At 66.1% G+C, this 16,670-nt stretch carries 16 protein-coding genes and 2 tRNA genes; 6 read left to right on the forward strand and 12 right to left on the reverse strand.

All coding sequences use genetic code 11. The features are described 5' to 3' along the window. Positions 1–9 precede the first annotated feature (9 nt). The 4 genes from kdpB to AC1RNQ_RS13370 form a co-directional block, all read right to left on the reverse strand. Positions 10–2,046 carry a potassium-transporting ATPase subunit KdpB gene (kdpB, locus tag AC1RNQ_RS13355; protein WP_493171636.1) on the reverse strand — a complete coding sequence of 679 codons (2,037 nt, stop codon included), beginning with the start codon at positions 2,044–2,046 and terminating at the stop codon, positions 10–12. A gap of 12 nt (positions 2,047–2,058) precedes the next feature. Further along, complete coding sequence (gene kdpA / locus AC1RNQ_RS13360) at positions 2,059–3,762, reverse strand: potassium-transporting ATPase subunit KdpA (RefSeq protein ID WP_493171639.1); 1,704 nt, start codon at positions 3,760–3,762, stop codon at positions 2,059–2,061. Between the two features lie 12 nt (positions 3,763–3,774). Beyond that, positions 3,775–3,864, reverse strand: a complete 90-nt coding sequence (locus AC1RNQ_RS13365) for a potassium-transporting ATPase subunit F (RefSeq protein ID WP_054588683.1) — start codon at positions 3,862–3,864, stop codon at positions 3,775–3,777. A gap of 360 nt (positions 3,865–4,224) precedes the next feature. Continuing rightward, positions 4,225–4,310, reverse strand: a tRNA-Tyr gene (locus AC1RNQ_RS13370). Between the two features lie 80 nt (positions 4,311–4,390). On the opposite strand from AC1RNQ_RS13370, the gene AC1RNQ_RS13375 reads away from it, so the two are divergent. Next, positions 4,391–5,158: a TrmH family RNA methyltransferase gene (locus AC1RNQ_RS13375; RefSeq protein ID WP_493171641.1), complete on the forward strand. Its 768-nt coding sequence runs from the start codon at positions 4,391–4,393 to the stop codon at positions 5,156–5,158. Between the two features lie 23 nt (positions 5,159–5,181). On the opposite strand, the gene AC1RNQ_RS13380 is transcribed toward AC1RNQ_RS13375, so the two are convergent. Further along, entirely contained in the window at positions 5,182–5,499 is a 318-nt protein-coding gene (locus AC1RNQ_RS13380; protein WP_336447379.1) for a 2Fe-2S iron-sulfur cluster-binding protein, read from the reverse strand. 101 nt (positions 5,500–5,600) lie between these two features. Between AC1RNQ_RS13380 and AC1RNQ_RS13385 the strand changes: the two genes are divergently transcribed. From AC1RNQ_RS13385 to AC1RNQ_RS13395, 3 genes are read left to right on the forward strand one after another with little or no spacing between them, the layout of a single operon-like run. Further along, positions 5,601–6,218, forward strand: coding sequence for a DNA-3-methyladenine glycosylase family protein (locus AC1RNQ_RS13385; protein WP_493171643.1), 618 nt, complete (start codon positions 5,601–5,603; stop codon positions 6,216–6,218). 33 nt (positions 6,219–6,251) lie between these two features. After that, entirely contained in the window at positions 6,252–6,650 is a 399-nt protein-coding gene (locus tag AC1RNQ_RS13390; protein WP_493171644.1) for a ketosteroid isomerase-related protein, read from the forward strand. Then, positions 6,647–7,234 carry a GNAT family N-acetyltransferase gene (locus tag AC1RNQ_RS13395; protein WP_493171646.1) on the forward strand — a complete coding sequence of 196 codons (588 nt, stop codon included), beginning with the start codon at positions 6,647–6,649 and terminating at the stop codon, positions 7,232–7,234. Before AC1RNQ_RS13390 ends, AC1RNQ_RS13395 begins: the two co-directional genes overlap by 4 nt. Before the next feature lie 319 nt (positions 7,235–7,553). On the opposite strand, the gene tig is transcribed toward AC1RNQ_RS13395, so the two are convergent. Both tig and AC1RNQ_RS13405 read right to left on the reverse strand, forming a co-directional pair. Further along, complete coding sequence (gene tig, locus AC1RNQ_RS13400) at positions 7,554–9,128, reverse strand: trigger factor (protein ID WP_493171649.1); 1,575 nt, start codon at positions 9,126–9,128, stop codon at positions 7,554–7,556. A 62-nt stretch (positions 9,129–9,190) separates the two neighbouring features. After that, positions 9,191–9,275, reverse strand: a tRNA-Leu gene (locus AC1RNQ_RS13405). A gap of 184 nt (positions 9,276–9,459) precedes the next feature. Here AC1RNQ_RS13405 and AC1RNQ_RS13410 point away from each other — a divergent pair. Both AC1RNQ_RS13410 and AC1RNQ_RS13415 read left to right on the forward strand, forming a co-directional pair. Further along, the gene (locus AC1RNQ_RS13410) at positions 9,460–9,678 is read left to right on the forward strand and encodes a hypothetical protein (protein ID WP_493171652.1); all 219 of its coding nucleotides are present in this window, start codon (positions 9,460–9,462) and stop codon (positions 9,676–9,678) included. Positions 9,679–9,767: 89 nt separating this feature from the next. After that, a complete protein-coding gene (locus AC1RNQ_RS13415) occupies positions 9,768–11,450 on the forward strand; it encodes an amidohydrolase (protein WP_493171654.1) in 1,683 nt (560 codons plus the stop codon). Between the two features lie 19 nt (positions 11,451–11,469). Here the strand turns inward: AC1RNQ_RS13415 and AC1RNQ_RS13420 are convergent, their stop codons facing one another. The 5 genes from AC1RNQ_RS13420 to gatB all read right to left on the reverse strand — a co-directional run bounded on the left by AC1RNQ_RS13420 (position 11,470) and on the right by gatB (position 16,666). Continuing rightward, positions 11,470–12,405 (reverse strand): hypothetical protein, encoded by a 936-nt coding sequence (locus AC1RNQ_RS13420; RefSeq protein WP_493171656.1) that lies wholly within the window; start codon positions 12,403–12,405, stop codon positions 11,470–11,472. Next, complete coding sequence (locus AC1RNQ_RS13425; protein WP_493171658.1) at positions 12,402–13,004, reverse strand: hypothetical protein; 603 nt, start codon at positions 13,002–13,004, stop codon at positions 12,402–12,404. The genes AC1RNQ_RS13420 and AC1RNQ_RS13425 overlap by 4 nt, the downstream gene beginning before the upstream one ends. A gap of 78 nt (positions 13,005–13,082) precedes the next feature. Then, positions 13,083–13,709, reverse strand: coding sequence for a hypothetical protein (locus tag AC1RNQ_RS13430; RefSeq protein ID WP_493171660.1), 627 nt, complete (start codon positions 13,707–13,709; stop codon positions 13,083–13,085). Between the two features lie 141 nt (positions 13,710–13,850). Beyond that, positions 13,851–15,191: an amidohydrolase family protein gene (locus AC1RNQ_RS13435; protein WP_493171661.1), complete on the reverse strand. Its 1,341-nt coding sequence runs from the start codon at positions 15,189–15,191 to the stop codon at positions 13,851–13,853. Positions 15,192–15,193: 2 nt separating this feature from the next. Next, complete coding sequence (gene gatB / locus AC1RNQ_RS13440; protein WP_493171663.1) at positions 15,194–16,666, reverse strand: Asp-tRNA(Asn)/Glu-tRNA(Gln) amidotransferase subunit GatB; 1,473 nt, start codon at positions 16,664–16,666, stop codon at positions 15,194–15,196. Positions 16,667–16,670 lie beyond the last annotated feature (4 nt).

Below are 16,670 nucleotides of genomic sequence, written 5' to 3' on the forward strand. Positions count from 1 at the left end.
GTCATATCCTCAGACGAGACCCAGGCCGCCGACCGCGAGGTCGATCAGCTTGATGCCGACAAAAGGTGCCACAAGGCCGCCAAGGCCATAGACGGCAAGATTGCGCGCGAGCAGCGGCCCCGCCCCCATCGGGCGATAGGTCACGCCCTTCAATGCGAGCGGAACGAGCATCGGGATGATCAACGCGTTGAAGATGATCGCCGACAGGATCGCGCTCTCGGGACTGGTGAGCCCCATGACGTTGAGCACGCCGAGCCCCGGATAGAGCACGATGAACATCGCGGGGATGATCGCGAAATATTTGGCGACGTCGTTGGCGACCGAGAAGGTCGTCAGCGCCCCGCGCGTCATCAGCAATTGCTTGCCGAGGCCGACGACCTCGATCAGCTTGGTCGGATCGCTGTCGAGATCGACCATATTGCCCGCCTCGCGCGCCGCCTGCGTGCCGGTGTTCATCGCGACGCCGACGTCGGCCTGCGCGAGCGCCGGGGCGTCGTTGGTGCCGTCGCCGCACATCGCGACGAGGCGCCCACCCTGCTGTTCCTTGCGGATCAGCTCGAGCTTGTCCTCGGGCGTCGCCTGCGCGAGGAAGTCGTCGACCCCGGCCTCGGCAGCGATCGCCGCGGCGGTGAGCGGGTTGTCGCCGGTGATCATCACCGTGCGGATGCCCATCGCGCGCAGCTCGCCGAACCGTTCGCGAATGCCCGCCTTGACGATGTCCTTGAGGAAAATCGCGCCGAGCAGCTGCCCGTCCTTCGCGACCGCGAGCGGCGTACCGCCCGCGCGCGCGATTTCGTCGGTGATGCGGCGCAGTTCGGTTGCGGCGGCGGTCGCCTCCGCACCCGGATTGGCCTTGAGCACCGAATCGACCGCCCCCTTCTGGATCACGCTGCCCTCGAGCTTGATGCCCGAGATGCGGGTCTGCGCGGTGAAGGGAATGATTTCGGCACCGGCCGGCAGATCGGTCATCGTCTGGCCGAATTTCTCGCGCGCGAGAGCGACGATCGAGCGGCCTTCGGGCGTCTCGTCGGCGAGGCTGGCGAGCAGCGCGGCTTCGGACAGCACGGCCATCGACTGACCGCCCACCGGACGGAATTCGGTCGCCTGCCGATCGCCGACGGTGATCGTGCCGGTCTTGTCGAGCAGCAGCACATCGACGTCGCCCGCCGCCTCGACCGCGCGGCCCGATTTCGCGAGGACGTTGAAGCGCACGAGGCGGTCCATGCCCGCGATGCCGATGGCGGAGAGCAAGGCCGCGATCGTCGTCGGAATGAGCGTGATCAGCAGCGCCGCGAGGATCGCGACGGGAATGCTGCCGCCCGCATAGCTCGCAAAAGCGGGGATCGTGCCGACCGCGATCAGGAAGATGATCGTGAGGCCGACGAGCAACAGGGTCAGCGCGATCTCGTTCGGCGTCTTCTGCCGTTCGGCGCCTTCGACGAGCGCGATCATCCGGTCGAGAAAGCCCTGCCCCGGATTGACCGTCACCTGGACACGGATTTCGTCGGAGATGACGCGCGTGCCGGCGGTCACCGCCGAGCGGTCGCCGCCGGCTTCGCGGATCACCGGCGCGCTTTCGCCGGTGATCGCCGCTTCGTTGACCGACGCGACGCCGCCGACGACCTCGCCGTCCGACGGGATCAGGTCGCCTGTCTCGACGAGCACGATGTCGCCGACCCGGAGCGCGCTGGCGGGAACATTTTCATACGCCTTCCCGTCGCCCTTCACGCGCTTCGCGGTGAGTTCGGCCTTGGTGGCGCGCAGCGAGGCGGCCTGCGCCTTGCCGCGGCCTTCGGCGAGCGCTTCGGCGAAGGTGCCGAACAGCACCGTCAGCCAGAGCCAGATGACGAGCTGCAGCTTGAAGCCCGTCGCGAGGCCGTCCTGGCCGACGACGAGCAGTAGCGTCAGCAAGGTCGCCACGACCGCGGTGGTGAACATCACCGGGTTGCGGATCAGTTCGCTGGGGTTGAGTTTGCGGAAGGCGTCGCCGATCGCCGGGACGATCAGCTCTGCCGTGAACAGAGACTTGGTTTCAGACCGAGCCATTTGCATGGATCCTTAAAAGAGCTGGCCGTTGATCATCGCGAGATGATCGGCGATGGGACCGAGTGCGAGGCTGGGAAGGAAGGTCAGGCCGCCAACGATCAGCACGATGCCGATCAAGAGACCCGTCCACAGCGGCCCCGTCGTCGGGAAACTGCCTGCCGATTCGGGGGTATATTTCTTCGCCGCCAGGCCGCCCGCGATGGCCAGCATCGGGATGATGATGAAGAAACGGCCAATCCACATCGCGACGCCGAGAAGCCCGTTATAGAAAGGCGTGTTGGCGGTGAGACCCGCAAAGGCCGACCCGTTGTTCGCCGTCGCGCTGGTGAAGGCGTAGAGGATCTCCGAGAAGCCGTGCGGCCCCTTGTTGAGCGGCCCCGCAAGCCCCGCCTCGGTCACCGACGCGATCGCCGTAAAGCCGAGGATGACCAGCGGCAGCACTGCGATGGCGAGCACCGCGAGCTTGACCTCGCGCGCCTCGATCTTCTTGCCGACATATTCGGGGGTGCGCCCGACCATCAGCCCGGCAACGAAGATCGCGAGGATCGCGAACAGCAGAAAGCCGTAGATGCCCGCGCCGACGCCGCCGATGACGACTTCGCCCAGCTGCATGTTGAACAGCGGGATCAGGCCGCCGAGTGCGGTGAAGCTGTCGTGCATCGCGTTGACCGCGCCGCATGACGCTGCCGTCGTCACGACCGAGAAGAGTGACGATGCGGCGATACCGAAGCGGACCTCCTTGCCCTCCATATTGCCGCCGGCGACACCGAGGTTGTGGAGGATGGGGTTCCCCGCGGCTTCCTGCCAGTAAGTGATCGTGACCCCGGCAAGGAAGATCGTCACCATCGCGGCGAGGATCGCCCAGCCCTGGCGCGGGTTGCCGACCGCCTTGCCGAAGGTCCAGGTCAGCCCGAAGCCGATCGCGAAGATCGACAGCATCTGCACGAAGTTGGTCAGCGCATTGGGGTTTTCGAACGGATGCGCGCTGTTGGCGTTGAAGAAGCCGCCACCGTTGGTGCCGAGCATCTTGATCGCTTCCTGGCTTGCGACCGGACCCAGCGCGAGCGTCTGCTTCGCGCCTTCGAGCGTCGTGACATCGACCGATCCCGCAAGCGTCTGCGGCACGCCGTTGGCGATCAGGAAGATCGCATAGACGAAGCACAAGGGCAGCAGCAGGTAGAGCGTCACGCGCGTCATATCGGCCCAGAAATTGCCGATCGTCTTCGTCTCGCGCCGCGCGAAGCCGCGGAACAGCGCGAAGGCGAGCGCGATGCCCGTCGCCGCCGAGAGGAAATTGTGGATCGTGAGGCCGAGCATCTGGCTCAAGTTCGACATCGTCGATTCGCCGCCATAGCTTTGCCAATTGGTGTTGGTCGTGAAGCTGATCGCGGTGTTGAACGCCAGGTCGGCGCTGGTGCCGTCATAGCCCAGCGGGTTGAGCGGCAACACGCCCTGCAGGCGCAATATCGCATAGGTGAAGAGCAGCAGCACCGCGTTGAAGATCAGCATATGCACCGCATAGCGGCGCCACCCCTGCTCCTCGGTCGGGTCGATGCCCGACAGGCGATAGAAGCCCGTCTCGACCGGGCCGAGCAGGCGGTGCAGCGGTGTGCGCTGGCCGTCGTAGAGCGCGTAGAGCCAGCGGCCCATGGGCTTGGTGATCGCCAGCAGGATACCGACGAAGACGATGATCAGGAGCCATCCCTGAAAGGTCATGGCGCGCCTCCTTTAGAAGCGTTCGGGCCGTGCGAGCACGGCGACGAGATAGAAGAGAAGGCCGAGCGCGGTGAGGCCCGCGAGCCAGAGGTCGAGAGTCATGCCATCGCTCCTTATGCGTCGTCGCACAGCCGCGCGTAGCCAAGGCCCGCGGCGACGAGGAAAAGGATGAGGCCGACCCAGATGAGATCCTGCATGGGTTTGCTCCGGCAGGACGCTGGCCACGGGGCGTGGCACGAGTCGTCTGCGGAGCCTCAAATAGGAGAGGCCTGCGTTTGAATTCGAGAGAGCGAAAACCACGGCGGCATAGTAATCGCATATGATTTTGCCGATTTCGGCATCGCATCGCCGGGTGGATCAGGACCGGCCTCCGCGAACGTCTCGTCGGCGAACTCAAATCATCCAAGGCCGCGCAAAGGCCCGGCTTTTCCATCGATGCTCTGGATTGGTCGGGAGAACCCCTGGTGGACAGGGCTGGATTCGAACCAGCGTACGGAAAACCGGGCAGATTTACAGTCTGCTGCCTTTAACCACTCGGCCACCTGTCCATGGGGTCCGCGTCGGGAAGCGGTCCATTGGCGAAAGCGGGCTTGCCTGTCAATGCCGCTCGTGGGAAAGGCGCGGCGTTATGAGACAATTTTCGCGCCATCGCCGCCCCGCCGGCCAGTCGTCCAAGGGCCAGCCCATCCGTTTCTGGGGCCGCCACGCCGTGCTCGCCGCGCTCGCCAATCCCGAACGCAGCGTCAAGCGTATCTGGGGCACCCGCGACGCGCTCGGCCAGCTCGACCTGCCGCCGGTGGTTCCGATCAACTATGCCGACGTGACCGACCTCGCGCGCCTCGTCGCGCGCGACGCGCCGCACCAGGGGCTGGTGATCGAGGTCGACCCGCTCGAGAGCATCTATCTCGGCGACCTGCTGCAGGAAGAGGTCGACGCCGACAGCCGGCGCCCGATCATCGTGCTCGACCAAGTCACCGACCCGCATAATATCGGCGCGGTGCTGCGCTCTGCGGCCGCCTTCGATGCCGCCGCGATCCTCACGCAGGACCGCCACAGCCCGCCCGAAAGCGGCGTCATCGCACGTTCGGCGTCGGGCGCGCTCGAAACCGTGCCGTGGGTGCGCGTCGTCAATCTGTCGCGCGCGCTCGAGGAAATCGCCGAGGCGCAATATTGGCGCATCGGGCTGATGGGCGACACCGACACGGTGCTCGGCTCGGTGCTCGACGGCAACAAGGTCGCGCTGGTGCTGGGCTCCGAAGGCGACGGCATGCGCCACAATGTCATGGAACATTGCGACGTGCTGGCGAAACTGCCGATCTCGCCGCGCATGGAAAGCCTGAACATTTCCAACGCCGCGGCGATCGCGCTCTACGCGGTGGCGACGGCAAACCAATAAGGCCGGTCCCGCAGGAGGCGCGCTCAGTCTTCCGCGGCGATGCGCACCTTCAGCCCGTCGAGCGCCTCGCTGAACGGCAGCTGGCACGACAGGCGCGAATTGTCGTCGCGGTCGGTGGTCGAATCGAGCAGGTCGTTCTCGTCTTCGCTCATCGCGGGCAGCTGGTCGGTCGCGCCGGCCTCGACATGGACGTGGCACGTCGCGCAGCTGCAGCAGCCGCCGCACAGCGCGAGCAGTTCGTCGAAACCCGCGTCGCGGATATTTTCCATCACGGTCAGGCTCGTGTCGCCTTCGATCTCATGCTCGGTTCCGTCGCGCGTCACGACAATCAGCTTGGCCATGCTCGTCCCCATAGGTTTTGATTCGGCTTGGCCTATGTCCCGCGTTGCACCGCAAATCAAGCGCTGCTAGTCAGCGATGTGAACAAAAGGGGAATATCGAGATGGGTCTGAGCCAGCAGCAATTGAACGCCGGGATCGACGCGCTCGCGGGAATCGAGCCGGGCTTCGCGCGCGCGCTCGGCCATGTCGGCTACCCCGAACCGCGCATCCGCGAGCCCGGCTATACCACCCTGCTGCGCACCATCGTCGGCCAGCAGGTCAGCGTCGCCGCCGCAACCTCGATCTGGAACAAGCTCGAGGCCGGATTCGGCGCGGGCTGCCCCGCCGAGGTGATGGCCGCGGCCGAATATGACGCGTTAAGGGCTTGCGGCCTGTCGGCGCAGAAACAGGGCTATGCCAAGAGCCTCGCGCAATTGGTGATCGATGGCGACCTCGCCTTCGACGCGCTCCCCGCCGACGACGAGGAGGCGATCGCGCTGCTGACCAAGGTCAAGGGCATCGGGCGCTGGTCGGCCGAAATCTACCTGCTGTTCGCGGAAGGCCGTCCCGACGTCTGGCCCGCGGGCGACCTCGCCGTACAGGAAGCGGTCGGGCGTATCATGCAGCTCGACGCGCGTCCCAGCGAGAAAGCGATCCGCGAACTCGCCGAAGCCTGGCGCCCCCACCGCGGCGCCGCGGCAATCTTCAGCTGGCATTGCTATAATATGGCGGTGATCTAATCGCCGCGTAGGACAAGATTCGGAGCCATACGCATGACAACCCGCGACATCGTCACCGCCTATTACGCCGCCTTCAACGCGGGCGACACCGACGCGATGCTTGCGCTCGTCGCCGAGGATGTGCGCCACGACGTCAACCAGGGCGAACCGCGCCACGGCAAGGCGCTGTTCGCCGAATTCAACGCGCATATGACGCGCTGCTACCGCGAACGGCTCACCGACATGGTCATCTTTGCGGAGGGCGACCGCGCCGCCGCCGAATTCACCGTCAATGGCACTTATCTCGCGACCGACGACGGTCTGCCCGAAGCCGGCGGCCAGACCTATGTCCTCCCTGCCGGCGCTTTCCTGTCGGTCGACGACGCCGGGCTGATCGACCGCATCACCACCTATTACAACCTAACCGACTGGCTGAAACAGGTCGGCGCATGAGCGTCACCGTCGCGCCGGTGACCGGCGCGGGGCGGACCGAGGTCATTCCCGCGCTCGCTGCATTGCGCATTACGGTGTTCCGCGCCTTCCCCTATCTCTACGACGGCGACGCCGCCTATGAGGCCGATTATCTCGCCGATTTCGCCGCCGCCGGGGGCGCGGTGATCGTCGTCGCGCGCGACGACGAGACGATCGTCGGTGCTGCCACCGCCGCTCCGCTCGTCACGCAGGACGAGGCCTGGCAGGCGCCGCTCGCCGCCGCCGGTTTCGACATCGCGCGTTGCTTCTATTTCGGCGAATCGGTGCTGCTGCCCGAATATCGCGGCCAGGGCATCGGCCACGCCTTCTTCGACCACCGCGAAGCGCAGGCACGCGCGCACGGGGCTTCGCATGCTGCCTTCTGCAGCGTCATCCGCGCCGAGGATCATCCCGCCCGCCCCGAGGGATACCGCCCGCTCGACGCGTTCTGGCGCGGGCGCGGCTATGCGCCGCTCGCGGGCGTGACGGCGTGGTTCGACTGGAAGACGGTGGGCGGCGACGGGGAAGAACCGCACCAGCTGCAATATTGGACGCGGGAATTATAGGCCGAGACGTTTCGGCAGATGCCCGCTTTCGGGCGGTAGCGGACCTAATAATCCTCCCTGTCGCGAAGCGATGGGGAGGGGGACCATGCGAAGCATGGTGGAGGGGTGGCAGCCTTAGACCGGAGCTTTAGGCATCGCCCCCTCCACCGCCCTGCGGGCGGTCCCCCTCCCCACGGCTTCGCCGCAGGGAGGATTAGGAACGTCCGCTCCCCACCCCAAAGCCGACAACATCCGCTCCGCGCATCTGCCCAGCCCCAAAAGAAAAAGGCCGGGCGGAGCATCCTCCACCCGGCCTTTCGTCATTCGCTAAGCGCGAAGCTTATTTCTTGGCGGTAGCCTTCTTGGCCGGAGCCTTCTTCGCGGCCGCCGGCTTTTCCTCGGCCTCGGCCTTCGGAGCCGCGGCCTTCTTCGCCGGGGCCTTCTCGGCAGGTGCCTCGGCCTTTTCTTCCTTCACCGCGTCCTTCTTGGCGGCCGGCTTCTTCGCGGCGGCCTTTTTGGCGGGCTTGTGGTCGTGGTCGTGGTCATGGTCGTGGCCGCAGCCGGGGCCGTGGACATGGCCGCCGTCGTCGTCGGCCTCGATCGCGGCTTCCAGTTCCTCGCGAGTGGTCTCGCGGTCGCTGACCTCGGCCTTGTCGAACAGGAAGTCGACGACCTTGTCCTCATAGAGCGGGGCGCGGAGCTGGGCCGCGGCGAGCGCGTCCTGCTGCACATATTCCACGAAGCGCTGGCGGTCTTCGGGGCGATATTGCTGCGCCGCCTGCTGGACGAGGCGCGCCATTTCCTGCTGCGAAACCTGGACGCCGTGCGCCTGGCCGATTTCCGAGAGGAGCAGGCCCAGGCGGACGCGGCGCACCGCGATCGCGCGATATTCGTCGCGGTCCTTTTCGAGCTCGGCCTTCGCCGCCTCGACGTCTTCCTCATGGCTCGCCTCATGCTCGAGCTGCTGCCAGATCTGGCCGAACTCGGCCTCGACCATCGTCGGCGGCACGTCGAAGTCATGCGCAGCGGCAAGCTGGTCGAGCAGCTTGCGCTTCATGTGGGTGCGGGTCAGGCCGTTCAGTTCCTGCTCGACCTGGTCCTTCATGATCTCCTTGAGCTTGTCGAGGCTCTCAAGACCCAGCGATTTGGCGAATTCGTCGTCGATCGCCGCCTCGGCCGGGACCTTCACTTCCTTCACCGTCACGGCGAATTCGGCGGGCTGGCTCTTGAGGTTCTCGACCGGATAATCTTCGGGGAAGGTGACCTTCAGCACCTTCTCGTCGCCGACCTTGACGCCGACGAGCTGGTCTTCGAAACCGGGGATCAGTTGGCCCGAACCGATTTCGACCGCCATGTCCTCGCCGGTGCCGCCGTCGAAGGCGACGCCGTCGACGCTGCCGGCGAAGTCGATGATGACCTGGTCGCCCTGCGCGGCCTTCCTGGTCTTCGGCGCTTCCTCGAAGCGCTTCATCTGCGCGGCGAATTCCTCGATCTTGGCCATGACCGCGGCTTCATCGGCGGGAACGGTCAGACGCTCGAGCTTGAGGCCTTCGATCGACGGCGTCTCGATGTCGGGCAGCACTTCCAATGCAACCGTGACTTCGGCATCCTTGCCGGCTTCATAATCGTCGCCGAGCGTGACGGCGGGCTGCAGCGCGGGGCGCAGCTTTTCCTTGGCGATCAGGTCGCGGACGCCCGCCTCGATCGCCTTGTTCAGCGCGTCGGCCGACAATGCGGCGCCGTGCATCTTGCGGATCAGGTTCGGCGGCACCTTGCCGGGGCGAAAGCCGGGCATGCGCACGGTCGGCGCGATGCTCTTCACCTCGTCATCGACGCGGGCATCGATATCCTTGGCGGTGATGGTGACGCGATATTCGCGCTTCAGGCCTTCGTTCAGCGTTTCGACGGTCTTCATTGCCTTGGTCTTATCCTTGCTCAAAATCTCTTGGTTTTCCGGCCTTGGGCGTTTCACGAAACTGGTGCGGGCGAAGGGACTCGAACCCCCACATCTTGCGATACTGGTACCTAAAACCAGCGCGTCTACCAATTCCGCCACGCCCGCTTGGGAAGCTTCGGCCGGGTGCACGAAAACGCGCGCAAAGCCGCGCACGCCCGTGCGGGCCGCGCGGGGCTATAGCAGACGCGCGGCCAAGGGCAAGGCCCGGAACGCCCCGAAAGTGCGCGATCCGCGCCGACTTGCGGAACGCACCCCTGCCCCGCTCGTTGATCGGGCAAGGAGAAAAAGGATGACCTTCAATTCCAGCCTGCATGTCCATGCGGCGGACCCGCTGCCCAAACCCAAACCCGACGTGATCGACCCCGTCGCGCCGCCCGAACAGCCGGTGCAGCCGACCCCGCTCGAAGACCCCGCCGGCCAGCCGCTCGAAGTCCCCGGCGCGCCCGGCGGCGGCGATATCGACGAGCCCGGCCGCGGCCCGAGCGAGGTGCCGCCGCAGCAAAGCTAGCGCAACCCTTAAAACCGGAAGAGCTTAGCGAGCTAAGCACTTGACCAGTCCCCTCCCCGCCCGCCACGATGGCCGCCGGGGAGAGACAGATGAAACGACCGACCGCTTTCGCCGCGCTGATGCTCGCGCTCGCCACACCTGCTGTCGCTCAGGAAACCACGCTCTATCGCGGCGGCCCGATCGTCACGATGGACGGCAGCACCGCGCAGACGGTCGAGGCCGTCGTCACCGAGGGAGAGCGCATCTCCTTCGCTGGGACCGAAAAGGAAGCGCGCAAGCTAGCGGGCAAGGACGCCGTCGTCCGCGACCTCGCCGGCGCCACAATGCTCCCCGGCTTCATCGACGCGCATTCGCATTTCACCGTGGCGACGCAGATGGCGGGCGGGCTCGACCTGCGCGCCGCGCCCACGCCGCCGGCCGACGTCGCCGCGCTGCAAGCGGCGATCCGTACTTATATCGCTGCGAAAGCCATTCCGCCCGGCCAGTGGGTGATCGTGTGGCAATATGACAATGAGGCGCTAGCCGAGAAGCGCCACGTCTCGCGCGCCGAGCTCGATGCGGTCGCGGCGGACCGGCCGATCCTCGTGCTCCACGTCTCGCTCCACGGTGCGGTCGCGAACAGCGCCGCGCTCGCGGCCGCGGGCATCGACGAAGCCACGCCGGTTCCGGCCGGCGGGATCATGCCACGCGACGAGGCGGGCAAGCTCAATGGCGTGCTGCTCGAAAAGGCGATGTTCCTGATGCTCGCCAAGATGCCGCAGGCGACGCCGGAGCAGAAGCTCGCCGCGCTGGGTGCCGCGCAGGCCGCCTATTTCGCCGAGGGCTATACCCATGCGCAGGACGGCGCGACGCTACCGCACGACATCGCCTTTCTGACGGGCAACGCGGCGCGTGCGCGGCTGAAGATTGACCTCGCGCTGCTGCCCTTCTCGACCGGGCTCGACGCGCTGCTCGCGCAGCCCGGCCTCGAATTCGGCGTCTATCGGGATCATGTAAAGCTCCAGGGTATCAAATTCGTCCTCGACGGTTCGGTGCAGGCGCGCACCGGCTATTTCACCCGCGACTACAAACGAGGCAGCCCCGAGGGCACGCACCCGTGGCACGGCCAGCCCGTCCTTTCCGAGCAGGATTTCATCGCGCAGGCGAAGAAGGTCCATAGCCGCGGCTGGCAGTTGTTCGTCCACGCCAATGGCGACGCCGCGATCGACATGGCGATCCGGGGTTTCGACGCGCTGGGCATCAAGGCGGCCGACAACCACCGCCCGATCGTCATCCACTCGCAGTTCCAGCGCCCCGACCAGCTGCCCGCCTACAAGCGCATCGGCGTCGGCCCCGCCTATTTCTCGAACCACGCCTGGTATTGGGCCGACGTCCATCGCACCAACTTCCCCAAGGAGGTCGTCGATTTCATCAGCCCGCTGCGCTCGGCGCGCGCCGCCGGCCTGACGCCGTCGAACCACAGCGATTTCAGCGTCACCCCGCTCGACACGCGCTTGATGCTCTGGACCTCGATGGCGCGCGTCTCGCCCACCGGCGTGATCAGCGGCCCCGCCGAACGCCTCGATGCCTATGCGGCGCTGCAGGCGCTCACCACCGGCCCCGCGTGGCAAATCTTCGAGGAGGACCGCAAGGGCCGGATCAAGCCCGGCCTGCTCGCCGACTTCGTCATCCTCGACAAAAATCCGCTGACGACGCCCGTCGACGGCATCAAGGCGATCAAGATCCTCGAAACCGTCAAAGAGGGCCGCAGCGTGTGGCGCGCCAAGCCCTGAGGGCTCGCGCGCCCGATCGTCACTCGGCCGCCGCCGCGACCTCGGCCGCGGGTTCCGCCGCCGGCGCTTCCTCGGCCACCACCGGCGCCGCAGCGGCCGCCTTCAGATCGACCACCTTGTCCCGGTCATAGGCAAGCACGCCCGCAACCGGCGGCATGCGCCCGACGGTGATGCCGTAAAAATTGTCGAGCTTGCCGTGCGCGCGGAAATCGGCCTGTTCGTTGGGGTAGGATTTGAGCGTCTCGGGCAGGCCATGGGCCAGCGCGCCCCATTGCTCGCTCCCCGCCACCGGGCGATAGAGCCCCGCCTCGGAGCCCTCCATCTTCTCGGGCCGCGCCGGGAAATCGGGGTCGGTGCCCGAGCCGACGAGCAGGAAATTGCCCGTGTCGGTGATCGTCCCGGGCTTCACGTCGAAGGCGACGGTCCCCATGCAATAGCACATGCCCGCAAGCGCCCCGTTCGGCCCCCAGAAGATCGGGCCATAATAAGCGTAGCGGCCGGGCTTCACCTTCATCAAATAGCTGTACGCCTCGGGATCCTTGCCCTTGGCAAAAACGAATTGCGGGCCGAAGCTGACCGGATCGCGCAGTTCGATCGCCCCGATCGCGAAATTCTCGGGCGTGGGCTCGATCGGCTTGTCGGGAATGCGGCGCCCCTGCGTCTCGGCATATTCCTTGCTGGTTTCCCAGCTCTTCAGTTTGCCCGGATATTTCTTCTGCACCTTGGCGAGTTCGGTCGCCCATTCCTGCTCATATTCGCCGATCGTCGCGGCGTCGGGCAGGCGCAGCAGCATGCCCATCTGGCGGATCGAGCCGCTGACATAGATATAGCCGCTGTCGGCTTCGATCTTGGCCTTGCCAGACAGCAGGTTCTTCTCCTCGATCGCCTCGGCCCGCACCGCGGCGGGAATGGCGACGGCGACCAGCGCGAGCGCGCCCATCAGCATCCGGATCATCGCGGCAGCACCTCCCCCTTGGGCTTCGGGCCGGAGGCCACCCGCGCCTGCTTCATCAGATAGGTGTCGCGCTTTTCGTCCTTCACGCGGCCGAAACCCTCCTCGAAGTGGAAGGCCTGCCAGCGCTCCTTTTCCACACCGTAGCGATCGTAGCCCTTGAATCCCATGCAATTGCGCATGTTGATCCTCCGCACGCGCCGCCGTTCGGCCGAGCCGAAGATCGCGTCGGCGATCGCCGAGCCGATCACGCCGCCCGCGGCCCCCGCCAGCCCATATTGGGTGGCATAATAGCTCGACATGAAGGAATCGCCGCCGGCGTAAAAATTGATCCCGCTCGACACTGCGTCGCATTCGCTGATGTCGTTGTACGCCGTATCGAAATCGGTGCCCTCGCGGTGGAAATAGAAATATTTGTCATAGGTTTCGACGTCGGCGGGCGTCGCCTCGAACGCCGTGTCGGGCATGTCGACCGCAGCCACCTCCCCGGCGCTGAACGCGCGCATCGGAACCGGCGCCTTGATCGCCTGTGCGTGCGTCCCCGTCGTCGCTATGCAGAATGAGGCCGCCACGATGGCGACCGACAGGTAAATCTTCGGCATCCCCGTCCCCCGGATCAAATCGGGGCAGGGACCTGAACATCCCCCGCGCCCCGTCGTCGATGTGTCAGAAATCGCGCCCTATTGATAGTCGGGCTGCGGCGGGTCGCGCCGGATGAAGCCGAAGAGCGTGTAACCGAGCACCGCGAGCCCGGCGAGCAGCCCCGCGAGCGGGAGCAGATATCCCGCCGGCTTGGCGCCATCGGAGATCACGACATAATCGTCGGCCAGTTCGGGACCGAAGGACTTTTTGACCGCATCTGTGTCAGCACTGTCCGAATTGATCCCGAACTCGATCATGCCCTCGACCGGCCGCTCCTTGGTATAGAGCGGGTTGCCCTTGATCGTCGCCTCGGCCTTGGCCGGGTCAGGTTCCTGCAGCAGCCCCATCAGCAGCCCCGCCTCCGCAGGATCCTCGCGGTGCACCAACACCTGGATCTTGCCCGGACCGGGCGTGGCCGTGCGCACGGGACTGTAGATATCGGCGCCCGCCGAGCCCGCCTCGCCGCTGGTGATCACCCCGCCGTCGATCAGGAACCAGCGCGCGTCGGTGATCCTGTACCAGCCGACGCCCGGCTTCTGCGACATCAACTGCGCGACGGTGATGTCGACGCGTTTACCCGCGTTGATGCTCTCGTAAAGGCCTTGGCCGCCCCACCAGCTCAGCGCTCCGCCCGCGATCAGGCCGATCATTCCCAATTTGATCATCGATTCCCCCATTTTTTCCGCCGCCCCCGCGGCGGATATTCCCCCGAATATTCGCAGAGGCCCGCTGTCCGCTAAGGCCCCATTTACAGCGACATGCAATGCGCGGCGGGATTCGGCAAGGCGAAAGCCCGGCCGGAGCGTTCAGGGCACCACGCGCCGCGCCGCCACCTCGGCAAGCATCGCCCGCAGCGCCGCCGCATCGTGCCAGCGTTCGTTCGCCATCACGCCGAGCGGCGCGCGCAACGTCACGGGCTTCTTGAGCGGATTGTCGGCGACGAGCAGCAGGTCAGCGCGATAGCCCGGCGCGACCACGCCGAATTTCGCCGGGCCCGGCACGGTCTTCGCGATGAACTCGCCCGGCGTGCGCGTCGCTGCCGACAGCGCCTGCCACGGCGTCAGCCCCGCGCCCAGCATCGCGTCGATCTCGCCGTGCAGCGCCCAGCCCGGCACCAGCCCCGGGATCGACGGCGCATCGCCCCCGGTGATCAGCGACACCCCCGCATCGGCCATCGCCTTGACGAAGCGCGCCTCGAACGCCACGCGCCGCGACAGGTCGACCGCCTTTTTCTGATAGCCCGAGCGCGCCCAGTCGATCCGGTCGCCGGGCGAAAGATAGCGCGCCTCGGGCGCCGCAAGATAGGCCTGCACCGCCTCCGGCCTGCCGAATTGCGCCGCGATGGTGCGATAGGTGAAGAGGTCCGAGGTGACGAACGCGCCATGTGCCTTCACCAGCGCGATCGCGTCGGCGATCCGTGCGTCGTCGGGCGGCGCCTGCTGGTCGCCCTCGGGCGGCTCGGGGAAATGACCGGTGAAGAATTCCTCGACATGCGCGACCATCGCCTGCCCCGCCGCCAGCTGTTTCGCGAGGCCCACCGCCGCGACATTGTGCCCGACGATGCCGATCCCCTGCACCTTGCCCTCCTCCGCCAGCGCCGCAAAGGCCTCCGCCGAGAGGTTGGTATAGACCTTGATGAAGCTGTAGCCGTTCGCCTTCGCCAGCCGCACGATGGCGCGCGCCTCGTCGGGGGTGCGCACGACGAAATGCCCATATTGCGGGTCGCCATCGACGACGAAGGCGGTGAAGATATATGGCCCCGCCACCTCGCCCTTGTTCACCGCGATCCGCGTCCGCCCGGCAAAGGCGTTGGTCACCTCGCCCATGTTGAGCATCGTCGTGACGCCGTTGGCGAGCAGCAGCGCGAGGTCGTCGCGATCGCTCACATGATTGTGCATGTCGGCGAGCCCGGGCACCAGCCACGCGCCCTTGCCGTCGATCACCTTGGTTCCCGCGGGAAGCTTGGCTTTGATCCCGATGCTGGCGATCACGCCATCGGTAACGATCACCGTCGTGCGCGGGATCACGCGCTCGCTGTCCATCGGCACGATATTGACGTCGGTAAAGACGATCGTTTCGGCGCGCGCCAGCGTAGCGCCGGCGACCAGCAGCCACAGGGTCAGGAGCGCGCGAAGAACCGCGCGCATCCTTAGCCGAGCGCCTTCTTCAGCAGCTCGTTCACCACCTGCGGGTTCGCCTTGCCCTGCATCGCCTTCATCGTCTGCCCGACGAAGAAGCCGAACAGCGCTTCCTTGCCGCCTTTATACTGCTCGACCTTGTCGGCATTGGCGGTCAGGATCTTGGCGATCTCGGCCTCGATCGCGCCGGTGTCGCTCGTCTGCTTGAGCCCGTCGCGATCGACGATCGCCGCGGCGCCGTCGCCCGTCTCGAGCATCTTCTCGAACACCGCCTTGGCGATCGTGCCCGAAATGGTGCCGTCGGCGACAAGGCCGAGCAATTCGGCGGCCTGCGCCGGGCTGACCGGCGAGTCCGAAATGTCGCGGCCCAGACGGTTGAGCGCGCCGAACAGCTCGCTCGTCACCCAGTTGGCGGCGGCAACGGGCTTGGCGCCCGCTTCGAGCAAGGCATCGAACCAGCGCGCTGCCTCGACTTCGGCGGTCAGCACGTCGGCGTTGTAGGCCGAAATCCCCTCGGCCAGATAGCGCGCGCGCTTGGCGTCGGGCAGTTCGGGCAGGGACTCGCGGCACTCGGCCAGGAAGTCATCGTCGAGTTCGAGCGGCAGCAAATCGGGATCGGGGAAATAGCGGTAATCATGCGCATCTTCCTTCGATCGCATCGAGCGCGTCTCGTTGCGGTCCGGATCGTAGAGCCGCGTTTCCTGCACCACCGTGCCGCCGCTTTCGATCAGCGCGACCTGGCGCTTCGCCTCGCCCTCGATCACCGCCATCACGAAGCGCACCGAGTTGACGTTCTTCGTCTCGGTGCGCGTCCCGAATTCGTCGCCGGGCTTGCGCACGCTGACATTGACGTCGGCGCGCATCGAGCCCTCTTCCATATTGCCGTCGCACGATCCGACATAGCGCAGGATCGAACGCAGCTTGCGCACATAGGCGCCGGCCTCGGCGGGCGAGCGCATGTCGGGGCGCGAGACGATCTCCATCAGCGCGACGCCCGAGCGGTTGAGGTCGACGTACGACATCGTCGGATGCTGGTCGTGCATCAGCTTGCCGGCGTCCTGCTCGACATGGATACGCTCAATCCCGATCACCTTATCGCCGGGGATTCCGGCCTTTTCATCGGCTGCGATCGTCAGCGAACCTTCGCCGACAAGTGGATGATAAAGCTGAGAAATCTGATAGCCCTGCGGCAGGTCGGCATAGAAATAATTCTTGCGGTCGAACCGCGACCATTTGTTGATCTGCGCCTCGATCGCCATGCCGGTGCGCACCGCCTGGCGGATACACTCGCGGTTCGGCACCGGCAGCATGCCGGGCATCGCGGCGTCGACCAGCGACACCTGCGTGTTCGGCTCCGCCCCGAACGCCGTCGCGGCGCCCGAAAACAGCTTGGCGTTGGAAGTGACCTGCGCATGGACCTCGAGGCCGATCACGACCTCCCACTCGCCGGTTTCGCCCTTGATGCGATATGTCGATTCCGTCACGTTT

This window comes from Sphingopyxis sp. GW821-FHT12F08 (genome assembly GCF_058806755.1).